The sequence below is a fragment of the Olsenella uli genome (assembly GCF_016899935.1).
GTDB classification, from domain to species: Bacteria; Actinomycetota; Coriobacteriia; order Coriobacteriales; family Atopobiaceae; genus Thermophilibacter; species Thermophilibacter uli_B.
The window spans coordinates 146,955-169,482 of record NZ_JACJJK010000004.1 but is presented as its reverse complement, the minus strand read 5'-3'; the positions used below and the strand labels follow the sequence as shown (position 1 = coordinate 169,482).

19 protein-coding genes and 1 pseudogene are annotated in these 22,528 nt (G+C 63.7%); 6 read left to right on the top strand and 14 right to left on the bottom strand.

The features are described from left to right. Positions 1-78 precede the first annotated feature (78 nt). From H6A07_RS05065 to H6A07_RS05025, 9 genes are all read right to left on the bottom strand, one after another. Positions 79-1,308: a Coenzyme F420 hydrogenase/dehydrogenase, beta subunit C-terminal domain gene (locus H6A07_RS05065; RefSeq protein ID WP_204813842.1), complete on the bottom strand. Its 1,230-nt coding sequence runs from the start codon at positions 1,306-1,308 to the stop codon at positions 79-81. Next, positions 1,301-2,731: a lipopolysaccharide biosynthesis protein gene (locus H6A07_RS05060; protein ID WP_204813841.1), complete on the bottom strand. Its 1,431-nt coding sequence runs from the start codon at positions 2,729-2,731 to the stop codon at positions 1,301-1,303. The genes H6A07_RS05065 and H6A07_RS05060 overlap by 8 nt, the downstream gene beginning before the upstream one ends. Positions 2,732-2,742: 11 nt before the next feature. After that, positions 2,743-3,834, bottom strand: coding sequence for a polysaccharide pyruvyl transferase family protein (locus H6A07_RS05055; protein ID WP_204813840.1), 1,092 nt, complete (start codon positions 3,832-3,834; stop codon positions 2,743-2,745). After that, the gene (locus H6A07_RS05050) at positions 3,831-5,000 is read right to left on the bottom strand and encodes a glycosyltransferase (RefSeq protein WP_204813839.1); all 1,170 of its coding nucleotides are present in this window, start codon (positions 4,998-5,000) and stop codon (positions 3,831-3,833) included. The genes H6A07_RS05055 and H6A07_RS05050 overlap by 4 nt, the downstream gene beginning before the upstream one ends. A gap of 5 nt (positions 5,001-5,005) precedes the next feature. Further along, positions 5,006-6,034 carry a glycosyltransferase family 2 protein gene (locus tag H6A07_RS05045; RefSeq protein WP_204813838.1) on the bottom strand — a complete coding sequence of 343 codons (1,029 nt, stop codon included), beginning with the start codon at positions 6,032-6,034 and terminating at the stop codon, positions 5,006-5,008. 1 nt (position 6,035) lies between these two features. Next, positions 6,036-7,283, bottom strand: a complete 1,248-nt coding sequence (locus H6A07_RS10370; protein ID WP_204813837.1) for an O-antigen ligase family protein — start codon at positions 7,281-7,283, stop codon at positions 6,036-6,038. Beyond that, positions 7,283-8,107 carry a glycosyltransferase gene (locus tag H6A07_RS05035; protein ID WP_204813836.1) on the bottom strand — a complete coding sequence of 275 codons (825 nt, stop codon included), beginning with the start codon at positions 8,105-8,107 and terminating at the stop codon, positions 7,283-7,285. Before H6A07_RS05035 ends, H6A07_RS10370 begins: the two co-directional genes overlap by 1 nt. 1 nt (position 8,108) lies before the next feature. Continuing rightward, entirely contained in the window at positions 8,109-8,795 is a 687-nt protein-coding gene (locus H6A07_RS05030) for a sugar transferase (protein ID WP_342636563.1), read from the bottom strand. 298 nt (positions 8,796-9,093) lie between these two features. Further along, positions 9,094-11,019, bottom strand: a complete 1,926-nt coding sequence (locus tag H6A07_RS05025) for a hypothetical protein (RefSeq protein WP_204813834.1) — start codon at positions 11,017-11,019, stop codon at positions 9,094-9,096. A gap of 70 nt (positions 11,020-11,089) precedes the next feature. Between H6A07_RS05025 and H6A07_RS05020 the strand changes: the two genes are divergently transcribed. Next, a complete protein-coding gene (locus tag H6A07_RS05020) occupies positions 11,090-12,370 on the top strand; it encodes a lipopolysaccharide biosynthesis protein (protein WP_204813833.1) in 1,281 nt (426 codons plus the stop codon). 70 nt (positions 12,371-12,440) lie between these two features. Here the strand turns inward: H6A07_RS05020 and H6A07_RS05015 are convergent, their stop codons facing one another. From H6A07_RS05015 to H6A07_RS04995, 5 genes are read right to left on the bottom strand one after another with little or no spacing between them, the layout of a single operon-like run. Next, positions 12,441-12,701: an HPr family phosphocarrier protein gene (locus tag H6A07_RS05015; RefSeq protein WP_204813832.1), complete on the bottom strand. Its 261-nt coding sequence runs from the start codon at positions 12,699-12,701 to the stop codon at positions 12,441-12,443. A 12-nt stretch (positions 12,702-12,713) separates the two neighbouring features. After that, entirely contained in the window at positions 12,714-14,162 is a 1,449-nt protein-coding gene (locus H6A07_RS05010; protein WP_204813831.1) for a glycoside hydrolase family 1 protein, read from the bottom strand. Further along, the gene (locus H6A07_RS05005; protein ID WP_204813830.1) at positions 14,150-14,485 is read right to left on the bottom strand and encodes a PTS lactose/cellobiose transporter subunit IIA; all 336 of its coding nucleotides are present in this window, start codon (positions 14,483-14,485) and stop codon (positions 14,150-14,152) included. The genes H6A07_RS05010 and H6A07_RS05005 overlap by 13 nt, the downstream gene beginning before the upstream one ends. Positions 14,486-14,496: 11 nt before the next feature. After that, positions 14,497-15,864, bottom strand: a complete 1,368-nt coding sequence (locus tag H6A07_RS05000) for a PTS transporter subunit EIIC (RefSeq protein ID WP_204813829.1) — start codon at positions 15,862-15,864, stop codon at positions 14,497-14,499. A gap of 42 nt (positions 15,865-15,906) precedes the next feature. After that, positions 15,907-16,221, bottom strand: a complete 315-nt coding sequence (locus tag H6A07_RS04995) for a PTS sugar transporter subunit IIB (RefSeq protein ID WP_204813828.1) — start codon at positions 16,219-16,221, stop codon at positions 15,907-15,909. A gap of 227 nt (positions 16,222-16,448) precedes the next feature. Between H6A07_RS04995 and H6A07_RS04990 the strand changes: the two genes are divergently transcribed. The 5 genes and pseudogenes from H6A07_RS04990 (at position 16,449) to H6A07_RS04975 (ending at position 22,526) form a co-directional block, all read left to right on the top strand. After that, the gene (locus H6A07_RS04990) at positions 16,449-18,383 is read left to right on the top strand and encodes a PTS sugar transporter subunit IIA (RefSeq protein WP_204813827.1); all 1,935 of its coding nucleotides are present in this window, start codon (positions 16,449-16,451) and stop codon (positions 18,381-18,383) included. 712 nt (positions 18,384-19,095) lie between these two features. Beyond that, a complete protein-coding gene (locus tag H6A07_RS04985) occupies positions 19,096-19,893 on the top strand; it encodes a dCTP deaminase domain-containing protein (RefSeq protein ID WP_204813826.1) in 798 nt (265 codons plus the stop codon). A gap of 140 nt (positions 19,894-20,033) precedes the next feature. Beyond that, positions 20,034-20,099: pseudogene (locus H6A07_RS10425) on the top strand (zinc-ribbon domain-containing protein); the annotation flags it as partial. 225 nt (positions 20,100-20,324) lie between these two features. Then, on the top strand, positions 20,325-21,137 hold the full coding sequence (locus H6A07_RS10310; protein WP_342636562.1) for a DUF6273 domain-containing protein: 813 nt from the start codon (positions 20,325-20,327) through the stop codon (positions 21,135-21,137). 234 nt (positions 21,138-21,371) lie between these two features. After that, entirely contained in the window at positions 21,372-22,526 is a 1,155-nt protein-coding gene (locus H6A07_RS04975; protein ID WP_204813824.1) for a glycosyltransferase family 87 protein, read from the top strand. Positions 22,527-22,528: the final 2 nt, after the last annotated feature.

Genomic DNA, 22,528 nt, shown 5'->3' with positions numbered 1-22,528 from the left:
ATCGCTCCCCGTTATCCGCTGTATTTGCAAATAATTATCTTATAAATGATTAGACGAGAAGAACGTCGGACAGTAACTTCAGCGGCCCAGCAATCGCTTGACCACGCGCTTGAGCGGCTGGGGCACGCAGCGTTTGGCGACCTGCAACGCGCGACGTCGCCGTGCCGCACGCCGCCACAGCACCTCGACCGCGTCCCAGCCGCCGTCGGCAAAGGCCGCTAGGTACGCCGCGCGGCCGGCAGGCTTCTCGGCCGGGTGGCGCAGCTGGTCATTGTGCAGCGCCACGTTCTCAAACGCGACCGGCTCGCGCACGATCTTCTTGCCCAGCTCTTCAAGCCAGCGCGCGCCCGCGTCGGTGTTCACGAGCAGGCATGACACCCCGCGCCGGAGGCTGAACGGCCCGCCGGCATCATCGAGCAGATCGGGGCGTACCTCCTCGATGCCCCAGAAGTCCCCGATCGTGAGGTCGCCCGGGCGGAGCGGCCCCGCGAACGGACACGCGTAGCAGCTGTCACGCAGCGTCTCCAGGCGCAGGAAGCAGTCGTAGTAGCTCGACCGTCCGGACGGGACGCACCTCCGTGCCCCGTCGGCACGCACGAGCTCGAGCTGCAGCGATTCCGACCAGCCGTCGCACTTGGGCCTAAACCTCGCGTCCGTCACGCGCGCGCCCGAGCCCTCCAGGCCCCGCAGGTACTCCCGCAGCATACGCTCGCTCGGGACGCCATGGCACACGATGTCCACCGTGAGCAGACCGTCATACGGACGACCCAGATAACCCCGCAGGCCGGCGACCTGACACGGCGTGCCCGAGAAGAGCACCTCGCGGCCGGCCCTCAGCTCCCGCTCGACCTCGCCAAAGCACGCCGACGCCGAGCTCTGGACGTATTTGGACCCATAGAGTCCCTCGAGCTCTCCCTCCGTCCGAGCCGCGCGGTGCCGGACGAGAAGACCGTCCTCCTCCTGCTCGTACGCACAGCCAAAGACGACGCCGCCACGCGCGACCGTCGTGCGCGCCAGGGCGCCGAAGACGCCCCCGGAGGCCGACCGCTCGATCTCGTCCTCGACCGTCGCCGCAGCGTAGGCGCGCGGCCCCGTGACCCATCCCAGCCCGCGCTGAAAGCCGCATACCTGCTTGCAACGCCCGCACCGGACGCAAGCGTCAGCGTCGATGCGGGGATACGTAAACCCGCACTCATCCTCGTGCATGCTGATGGCACCCACCGGGCACGCCTCATGGCACGCCCCGCACCCGCAACACTCGTCCGCAGACGAGAAGAGCGTGGGGACTGCGCGGCCGGGCTCAGCCATTGCGCCTCACACCCACCATATCGCGGGCCATCCGGGCGCCCAAGCGGAACATGTCCATGTTGGCCCACAGGAAGAACGCGACCGAGACGGCTAGACCCACATAGAGCAGCCACGTCAGATCCAGGTACGCCTCCAGATAGAAACAGGCGAACGTGGCGGCCAGGCACGCGAGCGTGACAAGCTGCTCGCGGCGGTCCTCGACGAGCCGGGCGTACGCGCGCACCTTGACCCGTCGGTACTCGTTCACCATGAACATGGCCGCGATCGTGGCGAAACTCGCACCGTAGAGCCCAAAGCGCGGGATGAGCAGCAGGTTGAGCACAAGACACGCGAGCGCGGAGACGATCGTGGTGGTACCCATGATCTTGGTGTCCTTGTGGGCCGTGAAGATGCCCCCGTAGAACCCCGATATGTTGCTCAGGTACGTGGCCAGCAGCAGGATGGGCACGTAGAGGATACCCTCGTGATACTGCCAGTCGATCATGAGGTCATAGACAAAGGGCATGAGCGCCGTCATGCCCAGCACCACGCTCATCATGAGACGCCTAAGGGCGCAGTAGATCCGGTTGTAGAAGCCCACCTCGTCCTCGCTGGAGTTGAGGGCGCGCGCGGAGCTCTCCTTCCAGGACTGGTAGAAGAACCCGTAGATCTGGTCCATCACGTTGGGGAACTTGTACGCCACCGCGTAGAGGCCGGCCGCCGCCGGACCGATCGACATCATGATGACCAGGCGGTCGAGCATGTTCATGATGGTCCAGGAGACCTTGTTGGGGATGAGCGGCACGGAGTAGCGGACGAGCCGCCCCATGTACGCACGATCGATCGACCGTAGGTCAACGAAGCGCCACACCCGTTTTCGCACCGCAAACACGAGCGCGATGCCCCCTTGGGCGATGACCGTGGCGGCCAGCATGCCGTTCACGCCCCAGCGCAGCACCGCAATGAAGAGCACGTTGAGCACGATCATGATGGCGCTGGCGAGGAAGTTGGCGAGCGCGTAGCCCGTCGTGTCACCAAAGCCCCTGAGCAGCGCGGAGACCACCTGCAGCAGCACCCCCGCATAGACGAGCGCCACGATCCACCAGAAGCTCTCGGGGTGGAAGATCAGGTCGAGCACGCCCATGAGCACGGCAAACAGCACACAGCCCACCGCGAGCACACCAATCGTGGCCGTGACGGCCCGGCGACGGTCGGCCTCGGAGCGGCAGTCGATCAAAAAGCGGAAGAGCGCCTCATCCATGAGCAGCGACGCTACGGGCACGCAGAAGAGCGCGATCGTGTTGAGGTAGTCCACGGCGCCGTACTCCGCCGGCGCGAGCACCGAGGTGTACAGCGGCAGCAGCAGGAACTGGACCAGCTTGGTCGCCATTCCGCCCACGGCGATGATGCCGGTGTTCTTTATGAGTCTTCTCGCCTCTCCCATAGGTGACCAGTCTACTCCGCGAGCGCCCGGTCGAGAAACGCCAGGGAGCTCGCACGCAGCTTCTCCAGGCGCGGCGCCAGCACCTCGGGGGGCACCGCCGTCGGAACCGTCAGCACGGAGCCGTCCACCAGATGGCTCTCCTGGCCCAGCTCGGCGAGAAGCTCGCGCATGCGCGACCCGCTGCGCTCCGTGACAAACGTCTGGAACGGCACACCAAAGAGCAGCGAGAAGACCGTGGCGTGGAAGGAGTTGGTCACCACGGCCGAGCAGCCGCGCACCAGGCCGAGAAACTCCGAGGGCCCCACGCCATAGTAGTTGCGCGCCGGGACACCAAAGTCCAAGCGGTGCTTGGAGACGTAGCTCACCGAGACGCCTGTCTCGCGCGCGAGGCGCGCCGCATAGGCCACGAGCTCGGGGTTCTTCTCGAGCATGTAGACGAGGAGGGTATCCTTCGCCTCGGTCACGGGGGTCGTAATGGCGTCATAGTCCGCCGCGTCCAGAAGCAGCGTGGGGTCGAGGCAGGTCTCGATCGGCACGGGGCAGAGCGGCTGGAAGAGCGGTGCTGTCGACGCCTCGCGCACCGAAACAGCCGAGAAGCGCGACAGCCAGCAAGCGATCTGCTCCCGCTGCGCGGGGCCAAAGTTCTCCGACGCGAACGCAGTGTGCGAGAGGCTCGGTGCATAGGCCACGCGTCGCACTCCCCCGGCGAAGCTCAGGAAGTAGGGGCCGACCGGACCGCAGGTGCAGTCGAGGTTCCAGATCTGGTCGCTCCCGCACACGAAGCAGTCGAACCGCTCCGGCAGCTCGGCGGCCATGCGCGCCTCGTCATCCACACCGTAGCGCGCGGTCGGCACAAGCCGCTCGGCAATGAAGCGCTCAAAGGAGTCTCGGCGCCGGCGGTTGGACCCGTAGAACGCAAGACTCGCGAGAAACGCCTTGGGCGAGAAGGTCTGGATCAGGCGGTACTGGTCAAAGTCGCGCCCGCGGTAGTCCACGACGTGCGCCTCGTGCCCGCGCGTCCCGAGCGTGCGCAGCAATGCCCACGCCTGCAGCGCGGACCCAAAGTTGTACGCACAGTGGAACGTGACGATTCCGACCCTCATCGTCGCCTCACCGCCTGCCGATAGATGCGCCACGCAGTGGCGAGCTTGATGCTCCCCTCCTCGCGGACGAGCGCGGCGCAGGCGAGGCACCACAGCTCGTAGCGCCGCTCACGCAGGGCGCGCTCGGCGTCGGGCCACGCCCCGCCGAGCGTCGTCCGGGCGTCGCCCAGCTCGTCCAGGAACGCCAGCAGGTCACAACAGGCCGAGAAGAGCGCGCGGCGGCCAGCGTCATCCAGAAACGTGGTGCGCCCCATGAGCAGCGGGCCCATCAGGCGCAGGATGCGGTCGTAGTCCGACTGTCCGTAAACGATGCCCAGCTCGTCACGCCAGCCCAGCATCTCCTCGAGCGCCCAGTAGGAGTCGAGCGCCTTGGGGTTGGACGAGCTCTCCTCGACGATGGAGCCCGGCCGGCTGCGGTACAGGTACCCCGCGTCATCGACGAACTCCTCGTGAAAGAGCGGCTGGATGCAGCAGGGCGTGATCAGGTCCTCGTACCAGCAGCCGACGGGAAAGCGCAGCCGCTCCCAGACCTCACGCCTATACAGCCGGCCCCACGGCGCCATGTGCGTGCGCACGGGCTCGCCGAGCTCGCCCACCACGCCGTCCTCGCTTATGCGCCGCCAGAGGGAGCCCACAACGTCGCACCCGCCCTCACGAGCGCGGGCAAGAAGGGCGGCAAGGTGCCCGGGCGCGAGCAGGTCGTCCGAGTCGACGAACGCGAGCCAGCGGCCACGGGCGAGCGCGATGCCAGCGTTGCGCGCCGCCGAGAGACCCGCGTTCTCCTGCGTCACCACGCGCAGACGCGCGTCCTTCTCGGCAAGGGAGCGGACGATTTTCTCGGAGCCGTCCGGCGAGCCGTCGATGACGGCTATGACCTCGAGCGTGCCGTCGAGCTCCTGCCCGAGGATGGACTCGAGGCAGGCGCCCACGTACTTCTCGACGTTGTAGACGGGGACGATCGCGCTGATGTCCAACGTCGCCGGCGGCAGGGGTGTCGGCTCCGCGCGCATGCCGCGAGGCCGGAGCGAGATGGCCTCCAGCCGCTCGCGCGCGTCCGGCACCTCAGTGACAGGGCGCCGCAGGGCCGCCGAGCGAAGCCGCGCGTAGACGGGGCCGGAGAGGACCGCCCCCTGGATCACGCCCTTGACGACGTCCTTGACCGGCACGCCGCTCACCGCCTCGCGCGGGCGTCGCGCACCCGCTTGAGCGCCTCAAAGGCACGAACGAGCTGAACGACGCCGCGCCAGCTGCCGCGCTCGAGCGCCCGGACCTCCAGACGCTTGTCGGGACGCAGGTCATGCTCCCACGGACCGAAGAGCCCCGCACCCGTCGCGTAGTCATGGATGCGCGTCACCTGCTCGCGCAAGGCGCTCGTCCCCGGCCGCGAAGAGACGAGCATGTGCAGCAGATAGCTCACCTGAAGAAGCGCCCCCTTGCGCGCGGCGAGCAGGTACTCGTCGCCCCACGCCGCCGCATGGCGCAGCAGCGCGTCGAGCGCGGCGGACAGGTCATCGAGCTGGCGCGGTTTGTAGCTCCCCGTGGCGCTCGCCGGGTTGGGCCGATAGTAGTAGAGCGACTCCCCCACGTACGAGAAGGTCCGCCCCGCGTCCACGATCGGTAGGAGCTGCAGGAGGTCCTCGGCGTGCGTGAGCCCGCGTAACGAGGAGTAGTCGGCGTCGACGTCTGCGATGGCGCGGCGGTAGCACTTGCTCCAAAGGTTGTTGTGCCGGCCGCCGCACACCTCGGCGCGCAGGAGGCCGTAGTCGTCCGCTCCGTAGTACCCGGGTGCGATTCCCAGGCGGCTCGGCCCAAAGGTCGCAAAGTCGACGGAGCGCGAGAAGTCAAAGGCCACGATATCGGGAGCATGCGCGTCAATCTGAGCCGAGATCACGGCGAGCGCGTCCGGACGCAGCGCGTCGTCGGAGTCGAGCGTGACGACGTAGTCCCCCGTCGCAGCCGCGAGGCCCGCCCGCCGCGCCAGCAGCAGCCCGCGATTCTCCTGATGGATCACCGTGAAGTTATCGTGGGCGGCGGCATACGCATCGCACTTCTCACCCGAGCCGTCAGTGGAGCCGTCGTCCACGAGGACGACCTCGTAGTCGGAACAGGTCTGCGCAAGCACCGAGCCGACGGACTCGTCGAGGTAGGCGCCCACGTTGTAGACGGGCATGACCACCGAGAAGCGCGGCGCGGCCCCCATGCTAGGCCCTCTCGCGCAGCATGTCATAGCCAAAGGCAACGAGGCCCGCCAGGGCAAAGCCCACGAGCAGCTCACCGCCCTTGAACTGGATCATCCCGCCCACCAGGTAGAGGACGACGAACGCCACGAACGGGCTACGGAAGTGCGCGCGAGCGCCCAGCACGAGGAAGCGCACGACCACCACCGCAAAGACCGCCAGACCCACCAGGCCAAAGTCGAGAAGGACCTGCAGCGGGTAGTTGTGCACGTTGTCCTCGTGGTAGGGGTAGCCCGTGACGGCGCGCACCGCGTCCATCGCGTTGCCGGCACCGTAACCCAAGACGGGCGCGTCATAGAAGGCCTCGACCGAGCCCATCCAGATGCCGCGGCGCCCGGGGATGCCCTGGGGCGCATCCGGGTCTAGCGTCTCCTCCTCGAGAACCGGACTCTCCGCGGCGGCGCGGACGGACCCCGCGCGCGGACCGTAGAAGGTGTAGACGACCGCCAGGGCCGCCACCGCGCAGACCACGAGCACGCGCCGCAGCGCCGGGCGCCCGGCGTCCTTGATGAGCAGCACGTAGACGATCGCGCCGACGGCCAGCATGAGGCCCGCGCGGCTCTGCGTCAGGGCACCAAAGACGTACGTGATGCCCAGGTACGTCCAGCCGCTGCGGTTGTTGCGGCAGAACACGCCGAGCATGGCCGGCCACGTGGCCTCCAGGTTCACGCCGCCCGAGAAAATCGTCGCGTAGTTGGGATGACCGTCCCACGGGTGGTCGTAATACTCGAGGAACGCGCCGGCGTGCGCAACCGCGTTGACGAGCACGATGGCCAACACGATCCAGGCGCCCGCCATCACGAGCCGCTCGCTCTTCTCGCCCCCCACGAGCACCATGAGGTTCAGCGCCACCACCAGCACCAGGTACTGGAAGACGTACTTGAGGATCGTCGAGCCAAAGCCGTGCGCCGGCGTGTCCACGAGCGTGATCGCGGCAAACACGACGAGCAGCACGTTGATCGACGCCGAGGGAAGGACGGGCCGCGCATGTGCGAGCAGCACCCGCGCCACCGCCGCAGCACCGACCGCACCCACGAGAGCGTGCCCCAGCGTGAAGTCCATGCCGCCAAAAGCAAAGAGGTTGGGTCCCTGCACGCTCAGCGCGACGACCATCAGGACGAGAAGGACCTCGTTCACGCCGAGGCCCAAACGGGAGAACGGACCCGCCGCGCCCTTCTCGGCCGTGGCGATCCTTTGCTCAGCGGGTGACACTAGGAACTCCTCCTCAAAAGATGCTTGTAGATGGCGTCCCGCACGCCGTTGGGGACGAGCGCGACGCCCACGTTGGCGGCGGAGCGCACGAGGAAGTCCACCGGGGAGAACCAGCCCTCGCGCAGCTCGAGCGCGTTGAACGAGAGCATGTCGCAGACGTAGCGCAGACCTCCGCGACGGCGGTACGCGCCGGCGTCGACCCGCACGTCCGCGAGCGTCTCCTGGAGATTGTAGCCCCGGTTGCCCGCCTTGAGCAGACGGATGAACAGGTCAAAGTCCTCGGCGTAGGGAACGCTCCGATAACCCCCGACCGCCTCCAGCGCGGCGCGCCGCACGACGAAGGTGGGGTGTACGAAGGGGGCGCGCCTCTTGGCGAAGCGCACGATCTGGTCATGCGTCTCGGGCATGATGCGAGAGGCGTTAGGGTGATCGACGTCCTCTGAGAACTCGGCCGCGTTGCAGCCCACCATGTCGTAGCCCTCATCGAGCTTGGCCAGCTGGCGCTCAAGGCGCTCGGGGCGAGAGTAGTCGTCGGCGTCCATGCGCGCGACGACGTCGCAGGAGCAGTGCGCGAGGCCCGCGTTGAGGGCGGGGCCCAGGCCCACGTTCTCCCTCAGCGGAACACGAACGAGCAGGCCCGGGTGGGCGGCGTCGAACGCGTCGATGGCGGCAAGCAGGGGCTCGGTGAACGGCCCGTCAAAGACCAGCACGATCTCTGCGGGAGGCGCCGTCTGGGCGGCCATGCTGTCCAGCGCGAGGGCCAGCCACTCCGGGCGGTCCTTGGCGTAGCAGGACATGAGCACCGAGTACGCGGGCGTGGCCATGCTACTTCCCCGTCTTTCTCGCCATGACGCCAAAGGTGCGCGCGAGGATGTCCAGGTCCATCTTGATGCAGCGCTTGCGCACGTAGGTGAGCTCCATCTCCTGGCGCACGCCGGTCTGGTAGGTGGCGTCGTTGCGCTCGAGCGTCTGCCAGAGGCCGGTGATGCCGGGATGGCAGGAGAGCAGCTCGTCGACGTCGTCTCCGAACCAGGCGAGCTCCTCCTCGGTGACCGGACGCGGGCCCACGACGTTCATCTGGCCCGCGAGCACGTTGAGGAACTGCGGGAACTCGTCGATCGAGGACTTGCGCAGGAAGGCGCCCAGATGCGTGACGCGCGGGTCGTGGTCGAGCTTGTGCTCGCGACGGAACTGGGCGAGCTCCCAGTCACAGAGGTACTTCTCGAGGTCGTCCGCGTCGGCGACCATGGTGCGGAACTTGAGCACGCCGAGGCGCCGGCCGTGGTAGCCCACGCGCTCGTGCACGTAGATCGGCGAGCCCTTGGTCTCCAGCATGATGGCGAGGCAGAGGATGAGCCCGGGGACAAGAAGGACGACGAGCACGAGCAGCGAGAACACGATGTTGAAGGCGCGCTTGACCAGGCGGTATGCCAGCTTGGCGGTCTGACGGTACTGCCCACGGTCCGCGTAGCGGTCCGCGAACTCGTGCAGCTCCGCGAGCTGGGAATCCACCTCCCTGCTGGCGGCGGGGCTCCCCACGGAAACCTGTGTGTCTGTCAGCTGCGTCCTCATGCCCCTCGCGTGCGGTGGGATTCGTTTCACGTATTCTTAAGGATATCAGCCCCGGCACATTCGCAACGGTCTCAACTCAAAAACAACGCGACTACACGTGGAGAGGCCCTGATTTCTTGCTTGCTAAATTAACCAGCAAAATCTGACATTCACAAAATTCTTTCCAGCGAATATATAAATATGAAATCATTATTTGCGGGTTATTTTCCACGGGAGGGCACGCCAGGGAGCGGCAGCGTCAGCCCACCCGCTCTATCCGGTAGACGACAATCGTATCCCTCCCATTGTTCGAGTTGGTCCCCAGCACGCGCTCCGAGACAAACGTTACGGGTCCGTAGAGCCCCTCTAGGTAGCTCCTGAGCAGGTCGGTGCTCTTTTCTGAGCCGCTCACAAAGCGCACGTTCTCATCAAAGAAGTCCTCGGTCGTCTGACGCCCCGAGAATCCGGCCTTCTTGAGGGCCTCGTCGTACCACGGGGCGAGATACCTCCACCCGCCCCACGCGACCTGGTTGTTGGGGCACCGGAGGTTCCACGGGTCCTGCGAGACCAGCGACGCGGATCCGTCAAAGATAAAGAGGGTGTTGGGATGGGCCTCCGCATAGTCGTAGAACGCGTCGACGTTACGCTCGCGCTGTGCCTCCTTTGCGTAGTCCTCGCTGCCATATCCATACTGCGTGACCGCGCACGCGGCGGGCAGCAGCGTGAGCGCAGCGAGAAGCGCCAGGATGCCGCCGCTCAGGACGCGCAACACGCGGCCGTTTGTCCCACGCCGCACGGCAAGGTCCCGTGCCGCGGCGAGCGCCATCGTCATGAGCGACACAGCGATGACGAAGCGCCCCGCCCGTGCCGCCGAGACAAACAGCGGCGCCGAGAAACCTGCGCAGAGCACCAAGGACACAATGGTCGGCCACGCAGCCTTGTCGCGCGGGCCGGGGCGCCTCTCTCCCACCCCGACGGATGCCAGCGCGCCCAGCGCCGGGAGCACCACTGAGAACACCGCCCGCTGGGGGATCCGGCCTCGGAGGAACAGGTATCCCAGGAGCCCCAGGGCGAGGACGCCGGTCAGCAGGGCCACGCGTCGGGTACCGCATCGCGTGAGGGAGACCACGGCCACAAACGCGCCGGCAAACAGCGCGAAGTAGCTCACCGTGCTTCGCTGGGACGCCTCGGAGAGCCGGCTCGCCGTGACCTCACCCGGGTCCTGGAGCAGCTCGGTCAGCCAGGTGTTGTTGTTCGCCATGACCGCGTCGAGCGCCTCGGGAGTAATGCGCTCGTCCATGGCGTACCAGTCGGCGACGAGCTCCGCCAGGTCCTCGTCCCAGCCCACGGACTCATAGCGCTCGGGATCCGACTCGTACGACACACGAGGGTAGTCCGTATAGGGAGAGATCGAGCCGTCAAAGGCGGCCTGCCACTCGGCGGTCCCGTACACGACCCTCTGAACCACGAACAGTCCCAGGCACATCACCACGCACATTGCGAGCGCGGACCAATATCGCCTCGTTGTCGCAAGACGCTCCCGCACCCCGCCCGACACGCGGACGAGGGCGGCGACAACGGCGCACCCCCAGAACGCCAGACCCAGCAGCCCCGACTGCTCACGGATCGCAAACCCGATGGCGCCGAGAACCGCCGGAAGGACTGCGCGGGCAACCGGGTGGCCGCCGCGCCCGGGGGCACAGCACGAGCACACGATCGCGGCCGTCATGAGCAACGACGCGGTATCGGTGAACTGGAGCCGGGCCACCAGCAGCGAGAAGAGCCCCACCTCCGCACAGGTGAGGCACGCAAAGGCCGCCCACCGGGGCAGCCTCGGCAAACGCTGGCACGTCACGCAAAACGCCGCGTAGCCTATCATGGTCATCGAGACGTAGATCAACGCCAGCTGGACCAGCGGCCACCACGCCACCCCGGAGATCAGCGCGTAGAGCCTTGAGACGAGCCAGCAGAGGCAGTAGTTCATGAACGAGATGTACCCGCTGGGCTCTGGGGCGATGAGGCCCGCCATGATCTGCTGGGCGTACGGGTCATCGTTGGTGGGGAAGAACATGGGGATAAGCGCCATCGCCAGCGCCATCGCAATGGCCGCGGCAGCGGCCGCGACCGGCCACGCACCGCGAGCGGAGGCGCACTCTTTTCCTGAAGATGCCTCGGGCTGCTGCATGTTCGTCCTTTGCCGAGTACCATCGCTACCGTAACGTTTTCAACAAGTGTACCCAAGGGGAGCGGAGCACGTGAACAGCGCAGCCAAGCAACAGCCCGCCGCCGACGCCGCCATCGAGCGCGCGGCCTACGTCTGGAACACGGCCGCCGGGCTGCTCAACGCCTTTCAGTCCGTAGTCATGCTCGTCGTGCTCTCGCACGTGTGCGACCCGGTGCAGGCGGGCATCTTCACGATAGCCTACGCCAATGCCAACCTCTTCCTCAATCTGGGCAAGTACGGCGTCCGCAACTTCCAGGTCTCCGACGTGGACGAAAAGTACGCCTTCGCCCCCTACCACGCCGCCCGCGTCGTGAGCGTGCTGGGCATGGTCGTCTTTGGCGTCGCCTGGACGGCGTGGTCCGCGTTCACGGTCGGCTACACGGTCGAGAAGACCCTCGTGGTCCTCATGATGCTCCTCTTTAAGGCGATCGACGCCTACGAGGACGTGTTCCACGGCAACTACCAGCAGCACGGCCGACTCGACGTGGGCGCCAAGGTGCTCACGCTGCGCATGGCAACCATGATCGCGGTCTTTGCCGTCCTGATTGCCGTCACGCGCAACCTGCTGCTCTCCCTCACCGTCACCACAGTCTTCACCGCGCTCTTCTTTGTGGGCGAGACGATCTGGGCGCGTCGGAGCTTTGGCCTGCCGTGTGACGACGCGCCCCAACAGACCGGCCGCCTCGGCCGGCAGACCGTCGCGCTCCTGCGCGAGTGCTTTCCCGTGTTTCTCGCCGCCTTCCTGCTCTTCTACATTGGCAACGCGCCCAAGTACGCCATCGATGCCGTGATGGACGACGTCGCGCAGGCGCAGTACGGCTACATTGCCATGCCGGTCTTTGTGGTGGGGCTGCTCGCGGGCTTCATCTACAACCCCATTATCGCCTCGCTCGCCGACGACTGGGCGGAGGGCCGCCGGGACGCGTTCGCGCGGCGCTTTGCCCTGCAGGTCCTCATCATCGTGGGCATCACGCTCGTGTGCATCGCGGGGGCGTGGCTCGTCGGCGTGCCGGTGCTCAACCTGCTCTACAACACCGAGCTCGCGCCGTACAAGGTCGACCTCCTGGTGCTGCTGGCGGGCGGCGGATTTCTGGCCATGGCCACGCTCTTCACCACCGGGCTCACGATCATCCGCTGGCAGAACAAGCTCATCCCGGGATATGTGGTCGTGTCCGCGCTCGCGTTCGTGGCGTGCCCGTTTGCGGTCGGCGCGGCCGGCATCGACGGCGCCTCGTGGGTCTACCTGGGCCTCATGGCGATTCTCACCGTATGGTTTGGCATCGTGTTTGCGGTGGGAATTAAACGAGCGTAGGGCAACGAACGCTCGGACGAGGGAGACTTGCCTAAAAGGGGTCTGACCCCTTTTAGGCAAGTCCGGGAAGTTAGTCGGGCAGGCTCTGTAGGCACGCCAGCACGGCGGCCAGCGCCTCGTTCTCGTCGCTGCCCTCGATCCGAACCGTGACCTCGGCGCCGGGCCGGACGTCCGCCGAGAGCACCGCGAACGGACTCTTGGCGTTTGTCGCCCTGCCGTCGTACAGCAGGATCACGTCGCTCGCAAACGACGATGCCACCCTCGCGAGCTCGGTCGCCGGCCGCGCGTGCAGCCCCGTGCGATTCCGGATGGTCGTCGTGGCCTCGCGCATGACGCTCGCCCCCTACTCCAGGTTGGCCCCGTTGGTGGCGATGACGTTCTTGTACCACCAGAACGAGTCCTTGCGGTAGCGCTTGCACTCGCGGACGTCGTCGTCGGTGCGGTCCACGTAGACGAAGCCGTAGCGCTTGGCGATGCCGTTTGACGTGGAGAGCAGGTCGATCGCACTCCACGGGTTGTAGCCGAGCATCTCCACGCCGTTGTCGATCGCGCGGCCGATGGCCTTGATGTGCTCGCGCAGGTACTCGATGCGATACGGGTCGTGGACGGAGCCGTCCTTCTCGAGCGTGTCGTAGCCGCCAAAGCCGTTCTCGCACACCATGATCGGCTTGCCGTAGCGGTCGTAGATGTCCTCGAGCATGTACTGCAGGCCGCTCGGGTCGATGGGCATGGAGAAGTCCGTCTCGCCGATGAACTCGTTCTTGCAGCCCTGGAACAGGTCGGGCTGGATCTCGTAGGTGACGTGACCGCCCTTGCCGATCTTGTTGTTCTGCTTGTAGCGGCGCGCGGCTCCCGGCGCGGCGGCCTCCACGCACTGGCTCTGGTAGTAGTTCACGCCCAGGAAGTCAAAGCAGCGCGCGCCCTCGGCGATGATGTCCATGTCGCCGTCCTGGATCTCAAAGTCCAGGTGCTGGCGGTGCAGGTAGCTCATGACGGACGGCGTGTAGATGCCCTTGAAGTAGGCGTCCATGTAGAAGTAGTTCTTGAACTCGTTGGCGTTCTTCGCCGCCATCACGTCCGCCGGCTTGCTGGTCTTGGGGTAGTACGGGGCGATGTCGAGCGCGGCGCCCGCCTTGCCGCCGGGCACGAGCTCGTGGATCGCGATGCAGGCCTTGGCGTGCGCGAGGTTCATGTAGTGGTTGGCCTGCCAGCGGAAGCGCGGGTTGAACATGTCCTCGACCGAGATCTTGTTCTTCCGGTCGATGTAGTTCACCACGATGCTCTGCTCGTTGATGGTGAGCCAGTACTTGACCTCGTCGCCGTACTCCTTGCAGAGGAAGCGCGCGTAGTACTCGAAGTCGTCCACCAGCTCGCGGCTCTTCCAGCCTCCGCCGTACTTCTCGACAAGGGCCATGGGCAGGTCGTAGTGCCACATCGTCACCACGGGTTCGATGTTGTGGGCGCGCAGCTCGTGAATCAGGTCGTGGTAGAACTGGACGCCCTGGGGGTTGGGCTCGCCCGTGCCGTCCGGCAGCACGCGCGACCAGTTGATGGAGAAGCGGTAGGACGAGAAGCCCATCTCGGCCATCAGGGCCACGTCCTCCTTGTAGTGGTGGTAGTGGTCGGAGGCAACGGAGCAGTCCGCGTAGCCGTACTCGTCGTGAATCTCACGGTTGATGACGTCCTGCTGGCTGTCCTTCTTGCCGTCGATCTCGGCTGCGCCCTCCACCTGGTAGGCGCTCGTGGCGGCGCCCCACATGAACCCCTCGGGGAACGGCTTTACGATCTGCATGAGGCGATCTCCTTCCTGAGGCGGCGGTAGGCCGCGATGAGCTTCTCGTAGTTGTTGACCTCGGTGGTGATGGTCATGAGCGTGTCCTGCGCGTGCACAAAGAGGAGCGTGATCTCGTGCTTGTTGCCGGCCGCCTCGGCCTGGATGACCCCGGTCTGGGCGCGGTGCGCCTCCTGAAGGTCGGCTCTGGCCTCGGCGATCAGTGCGTCCACGGCGTCATCCTCGTCAGCGAGGAGCCGGTCCACGGCCTCGCTCGCCTTGTTGCGCGCGTCGCCGGCGGCAAGGATGATCTGCATGGCGATGGTCGTCAGTTCGTCGTCCATGGTCGCCTCCCCTAGGCCACAGCCGGCCGGGCCGCCGCGTCCACATCGGCCGCCGGGCTCTCGGAAGCCGCCGCGCTGGCAACGGCCTTGGCAGCCTCAACGTCCACGAGTCTCGACGGGGCGTCCTCAGTACCGGCCGCCGCCTCCTGCTCGGCCTCCTCGGCCAGCACCTGACGCTCGTACGCCTTGAAGAACGGGTAGTAGATGGCGAGGTAGAGAATCAGGCAGACGGCCCACCAGATGATGCCGCGCCAGTCGTCGCAGAACACGACCGTGGACCAGGGGGCCGGGAGCGTGCCCACCATGGAGAGCTGGATGGACGGGATGTTGAGCAGTCCGAACGACATGATGCCGTACACCAGCGTCGAGCCGGCGAACACGCAGAGCCACATCGGGATCATGAGCAGCGGGTTGAAGACCATCGGGATGCCGTAGAGCAGCGGCTCGTTGATGTTGAAGATCGAGGGGGCGAGACAGACCTTGCCGAGGGAGCGCAGGCGCTTGCTCTTGGAACGGAGCATGAGCAGGTTGAGCGCGAGCGTGCAGCCGATGCCGCCCAGGTTGATGAGGGCGATGGTGGAGCAGGTCTCGGACGTAGTGATGTTGGTGGCGACGCCGCCGGCTGCGACCGCAGCGACGTTGGCCGCCATGGCCGGGATGAAGATTGCCTGTCGCGGGCCCGAGAAGACCCAACCGGAGATGCCGATCGAGTAGAACAGCGTGATGAAGAGGTTCATGAACAGGAAGCCCGGGTAGGACTGCGCGATGGCCTGAATCGGGGTGAAGACCGACGTCACGATCGGGAACAGGTCAACGCCAAAGTCGAGCACGATGAACTTGAGGATGAACACCGACAGGAAGATGGGGATGATGTTCCTGATCCACTCCTGCAGGAACTCCGGGACGGTCGTGTTGTTCTCGAACAGCTTGAGCTTGGCGATGAGGTTGAAGATGACCGCCACGTAGATGCCCACGATGAGGGCGACGATCATGCCGGTGGGGCCAAAGCGGTTCCAGGTCACGGAGTAGACACCGTCAACGGTCTCCCCGCCCATGGACATCATGTAGCAGCAGATGCCAGTCAGGCCGCCCACGACCTGGTACTCGCGGTGCTTGAGGTACTGCATGGCCTGATAGACCATCATGAACGCGACCAGCAGGGCGAGCATCGAGAACGTGTAGTCCGTGACCGCGCTCAGGCTCGGAAGCCAGGGGAAGAACACCATGAGCGCGTTGTAGAAGTAGATCAGGCTGCCGGTGAGAATGAACGGCAGGCACTTCACGATCGCCGAGGAGAACGCGCCGATCCACGGGCGCGTGGTGAAGCGCTGCACCGCCGGAGCAAGACTGAACTGCAGCCAGTTCATGAACTTTTCCATGAAAACCTCCTTTGGGGAACGTCGAGAAGAACGATCCGGTCGCTACCTTCCGAGCTCCGAGAGAACGAAGTCGACCATGCCGGCGCCGTCGAGGCTGCCGTAGATGGCCTGCGGGATGACCGCGACGTGAACGTGATAGGGCGCGGCAAGGTCCTCGAACTCGCTCAGGTGGGAGCCGAAGTGCGGCCCCAGCAGCAGGATGTCCATCTCGTCCAGATAGTCGTCCACGACGCTCTGGCTCACCGCCTTCACGCGCATGGCGACGCCCTTGGCGTTTGCAGCTTGCTGGGTTTTCTGTGCAAGGAAGCCCGAGCTCATGCCTGCGCCGCAGCACAGCAGGACGCGAATGTTCTCCATCGCAATCTCTCTTCCTCTCGTGGGTACGTACTGTCGTGCGCCTTGGTCGACCTTGGCCACAGCATCCACCGCCCCGCGCGGGCGGACAAATCGCCGCTTGCATCGTTGGGTGCAGGAGCCCTGCGGGGCCCCTGCCCGCTACGGTGCAAGCGACTGCGCGACGGCGGGGGCGGCGTACCTACACTGGCGTCAGGCCCGCAGGCACGGCCCCGAGACGAAGGAGAGCGGTGAGAAGAGACGCGATCAAGCTGCTGCGCATTCTGCTGGCGCAGGAGGGGCCGCTCACCGCCGGCCAGCTCTCGGAGCTGCTCGGCATCTCCGTCCGCTCGGTCAAGTACCGGGTCTCCGACCTCAACAAGACGGGCGAGCGCCTCGTGGGCGGGCTGCCCATCCAGTCGTCGCGGCGAGGGTACACGGCCGTGCGCGACCTCGCGCGGCCCCTGCTCCATCAGCTCGACGAGGCTCCCGCCCCGCGCACGGGCGCCGAGCGGGAGCACCAGATCGTCAAGCGCTTTGCGCTCGACGGCGCCGACGGCATCAGCATGTTTGACCTGTGCGACGACCTCCATGTGAGCTACTCGACCCTGCGCGGCACCATCTCGCGGCTCAACGAGCGCTACGCCTCGTTCAACGTCACGTTCTCCATCGAGCACGACGTCGTTCGGCTCGAGGGCTCCGAGCTCGACAAGCGCTCCCTCATCAGCAGCGCCCTGTTCGAGGAGACGGGGAGCGGGCTCATGGGCGCGTCGGTCCTCGAGAAGAGCTTCCCGGCCGACACCGTGGAGCGCGTCTCGCGCATCCTCGACGACGGCCTGACCGCGCATCGATACTCGATAAACGACTTTGCGAGGGTCGTGTTCCTGCTCCATCTGATCGTGACGGTCAGCCGTATCAAGAACGGTCAGTCCATCACCGAGGGGTCCACCCTCGAGGCCACGGGGGACCCGCAGCAGGAGCTCGTCTCCGACGTGTGCGACCAGCTGGAGGAGGCCTTCTCGATCTGCATCAACCAGCGGGAGCGGGCGAGCATATACCTGCTCTTTCGGTCGTTCACCGGCACCGAGATGGAGAGCAGCGCCGAGGACGCCTGCAAGATCGTGGACGAGCAGCTCCTGGATCTGGCCTACTCGATCGCATGCAAAATCAACGACCTGTATCTCATCGACCTGCGTGACGACAGCTTTCTCGTCCCCTTTGCGCTGCACGTCAACACGCTGCTGTTCCGGAGGAAGGCGGGTGCCCACATCAGCAACCCCCTTGCGCTCACCTTCAAGTACGACTGTCCGATGATCTACGACGTTGCGGTGAGCATCTCCCTCATGCTCAAGGACGCCCTCGCGCTCGACATCAACGATGACGAGATCACCTTCGTTGCTCTCCACGTCGGGGCGGAGATCGAGCGGCAGAAGACCGTCGCGGACAAGGTGAGCTGCGTCATACTCTGCCCCAGCTATCACGGGATGGCGGAGGCGCTTCGCAACCGGATCCAGGCGAACTTCTCAACGCAGCTGAGCATCATCCAGACGGTCTCCTACGAGCATCAGATCGAGCACCTCAAGTTTGACCTGCTCATAACCTCGGTGCCCGTGCACACCCTTGGGAGCTTCGAGACAGTGCAGGTCACGCCCTACGCCAAGGACCTCAACTTTGCCGCCATCAACACGGCCGTCTCGCGCATCATGCAGCGCCGTCACAACCAGGTGCTGCACAACAACTTCGCGCGCTTCTTCCGGCGAGAGCTCTTTGTCTCGCCGGCGCCGGAGACGAGCGACGAGTTTGAGCTCATCGTACTGCTCGCAGACCGGCTGCTGCGGGAGGGCTGCGTGCGCGAGGCCTTCTGCGAGAACGTGCTCGACCGCGAGCGGGCGGCGTCGACGGCGTTTGGCAGCGTGGCGATTCCCCACTCCGTGGTGGGCGACGACGTGATTCGCACCAGCATCGCCGTGGCGATAAGCGACAAGGGCGTCCGGTGGGGCGGCTCCGTCGTGCACGTCGTCTTTCTCATCGCGATCGGCGACGACGCCCGCGACACGTTCAAGAGCGTCTACGAGTCGCTGTTTGGCCTCTTCACCGACGCCTCGCTCGTGGACCGCGCCCGCGAGGCCCGCTCGTTCGACGAATTCGCGAGATTCATCCGCTCATGCACAGAGGCGGGAGCGTAGGAGGCACATTACCGTCGTTTATCGCCACGGATTATCGACAATTGGACCCACAGATTACCGGTAAATTGACCCACGCGCTGGTAGAACATAGTAGATTGCAACGCATGCAAGAGATGGCTGCCCGCAGATATCCAAGGCGCCAGTGTCGAGCCTGCTTGTGCTTGGATGCCGTGAACCACGTATCACCTACTCCCCTGCCCGCACGAACTCGTACACGTTCATGCCGCCGGCAATCTTGTCAACCTGGCGCATCTCGACGTCGTCGCCATAGGTGCTACGCATATAACGCAGCAGCAGGTCGCACGCGCTCTCAGAGGCGGAGATGAAGATTCACCGTAACGACGCCCGGAGCCAGGACAAGGGCGGCGGCGAGAACAGCAACGACCAGCCTTGCTCGCATCGGCAGGGGCTCCGCAGCGGCGCCGCCACCACCCAAGAGAATCTGAATAGTGCACGAATCGTCGTTGGCTCCAAAGAACATGGGGACGAGCAACCCGGCCGTCAGCATCGCCACTGCAGAAGCGCCGCACGAAACTAACCATGTGCTTCTTACGTGCAAGCCCTCCCCATCGCCGAGTGTCTTGAATCTCCAACCAGTCCCCACCATCTGCCATCTTGGTCTAGTTTACTCACGAAACCACACCAACGACCACCGCATCACACCGTGCTATACTTGCAAGGCATCGAAGAGATTGTGGCAGGGGGCCTCGCGATGCTGTTAAGTCATCAAAGCATTCTCGCGTGCATAAATGATGGCGTCATCAAGGACGGAAAGACTGCGAACGTTGGACCTGTCTCTTACGATCTTACCACGCAGAACTTCTTTACCGACAAGGTGAGCTATAACCAGGGGCTTGTCTCGTACACCCTCAACCCGGGAGACTCCGTTTTTGCCGCCTCCGTTGAGGTTGTCGACCTTCCCAGCAACCTTGCCTGTAGCGTGAGAATCAAAAACTCACGTCTTCGCTTGGGGCTACATCTCGACGCGCCCCTTTACTTCCCGGGGCACGAAACGCGTGTCTACTTTAGGGTTACGAATGTCTCCGGCGACGTCATCGTGCTCGACACCAAGAAGGGAATCGCGCAGCTCGTCTTCGAGCGTCTCGACCAACCGACGGACACCCCGTACGAGGGAGCGTTCAGTGACGAAGACGCCTTCAGGGGCCTAGGCGACTACGAGTCCCGCTATGAGCATGACCTCAAGAAAGTGGAGAAGAAGGCGACCGAGGTCGAGGGGATCGAGAAGCGCATCTACGGCAATGTTATGACCCTCATGGCCATCTTTGCTGCCGTGTTTACTCTCGTGAACGTCAACATGGGCTGTCAGAAGGCTCCTGACGTCAAGCTCGTCATCGCGATTAATCTAGCGACTGTGGGCAGCTTCTCGTTGCTCGCTGGTCTCATAGCGCTTCCCCTTAAGCCCAAAGAGTGGTACGTGAAGGCAATTCCCTGGATTGTAGCCGTTGCCGCCTTCGCATCCGCAGCCGCGATGCTCTGCATAGGGGCCTAGCTCTTCCTGGGGCCCACCCAGCGCCCGAATCGGCTGCCAAACGGTAGCCGTTCGGCGCAGTTAACGAGCTTTTCTCCCGGCATAAGGCGAGCTCTCAACTAGAATGAACGACAGAAACGTCCTCGAACATCGGAGGAGATATGTTCTGCACTAATTGTGGCACCAAGAACGCTGACGGCGCAAAGTTTTGCACAGGATGCGGGGCACCGCTTATGCCCTCCGCTAGTGTAAGCAACAACCAACAGCAGGCCCCCGCGCCTCAGCCAGCCCGGCGTGTTCAGGAGGCCCCGATCGTTGAGGGGCAGCCTCCCATCCAGTCCAACTCCTCCGTCGCCGAGCAGCCTCGGCCCAAGCGCAAGAAGTCAAAGGCCCGCGTCGTCATCCCTGTTCTCGCCGCAGTCTTCATAGTCGCTGCTGTGGCGGTCGCCGCAGTGCTCACCAACGGCTTTGGTCTCCTTGGTGTTCCGGTGAGGGCAACAGTAAACGATTACTCCTGGGAAGAGTTGTCGAAGATTTCTGCCCAGATTTCCGCTTGCGGCAGCCAGGAGGAAGCCCTTGAGGTCGCCAAGAGCTACAACCTCACTAATCCCGACGGCACGCTTGACGGCACGCAGGTGAAGCAACTTGAACTCGCCGATGGCACCACCACCGAAGTCCAGATCCTTGGTTTTTACCATGATGACAAGTCTGACGGATCTGGTAAGGCGGGCATATCGTTCGTCTTCAGGGACGCCATCGGACAACATGTTATGAACTCCAACGGAACCACCGAGGGCGGTTGGGCAAATTGCGAGATGCGCGCTTGGATGAACAGCGATCTCATTGCCCTTCTCCCTGAGGATCTCCAATCGCGGATTGTCCCCGTGAATAAGCTCACCAATAGTGTTGGTTTCACTGGTGATCCAAACTCCGTTACAGCTTCATCTGACAGCTTGTGGCTACTCTCCCAAATCGAAATTGAGGGCCCCTCAGATGGTAGTAATTCCGCATACTTTGGGGCTCTCGATTGTGAAGGCAGTCAGTATCAACTGTATGCAAACTGCGGGGCGGCACGAAACGTTCCCCTGCCCACTCTTCAGAAAACACTGGCCACCGCGCCCGGAATATCTGCAGTCCCTTGGTGGCAGCGCTCGTCCGCAGCAGATGTGGCGGCGAATTTCTATTACACATCTGAGGGAGGAGAGGCTTTCCGCGGGGGTGCCGCCTCGAACGCTTTTGGCGTTGCCCCTGGCTTCTGCATTTAGTGCATCATAAAGAACGCCCCCGTCGGTCACTATACTTGGCGGGGGCAATTTCGTTTTCTAATCATTCCATCTAGTACATTCGAAGGGATTCTCGTGAGTAAGCCATCATACTTGCGACGCTATTCTCCTCTTCTCTTATTTGCAATAGTGAGTGGTGCGTCTTTCCTGGCCATTCTACTCTCCCGCGGACTTCTACTTGACTCCTATTTCCATCCCGCGCCAACTGACTCGGCAATGGACTACTTCAACTGTCTTGCCATGGCAACCTCTGATCAACCTTATGCAGACGGTTCGAACTATCCCCCTCTCTGTTTCATTGCTTTAAAAATACTTCATTATATTGTTCCAACTGGAGTGCCGACCGCAGACCAGCTTGTCCAATCAGGCACCGCGACCACTGGCTTTTTTCTGAGGAACTATGAGCCAGCCTTCATTTCTTACATCGTTTTTACGATGCTCTGCGTGGTCGGGATATGCATCTCCATCATCCACATGACTCGCTCGCTTCCGGAGCATTTAAGATATTGTATCGTACTAATCAATATTCTCTCCGGCCCTTTTCTGTTTCTTCTCGAACGGGGTAACCTGCTGCTGCTTTCCGTATGCGGGACCTTCATATTTGCAGCCCTCCATCAATCACCCAATAGGGCCCTCCGCATCATTGCCTACATTTCGCTTTCCATCTCAGCCGCAATTAAGATATATCCGTTTATATTTTCATTTATTTTATTGGGCGAGCACAGGTACCGGGCGTTTTCCTTCACAGCATTGCTCATTTTTATGCTGTTTATTGTGCCGTTTGCCTTGCTCGGCGGAATGGATGCCTTATTTGGTCTGCTCGCTGGACTTAATCAATTTGTCAACGACCACTCAGCGCACGGCTTCGGCCTACAGTTCTCAATCCTGAACATGCTGCACGTTCTCGAGGCGATTCTTGGTCATGCCTTACCGCGTAGTCTGGATACAGTCCTCTGCTTCGCAGTTCTAGTTCTAGGAATCTACTTCTTGATCCGCGAGACGTCTTCTTGGACTAAGTTCGTTATTGCTGGCCTCCTCTGCGTCATTGTCCCTTCGGTCAGCTATACGTATTCCCTAGTCATGCTTCTTCCTGGACTCACCATGGGCATCCGTGACAGACTGAGCTCTTCTCATACGAATAAAGCAGAGTCAATTGAGCTCTGTCTCTTGTCGCTCTCGGTCTGCACCATCACTTTGCCTATCGTCTCCCTTCCAGGAAATACTCCAGAATCTGTTGTCTACCCTCTATACTGGGGGGGAGTGGTCATCAATCTGGCTCTTATTCTGCTATTTGCATCTATCGTTCTCGGCGCCACACGCACTTCAAACCACCACGACCTCCCTTTGGTAAACGCAATTCAGGGAAGCTAGCA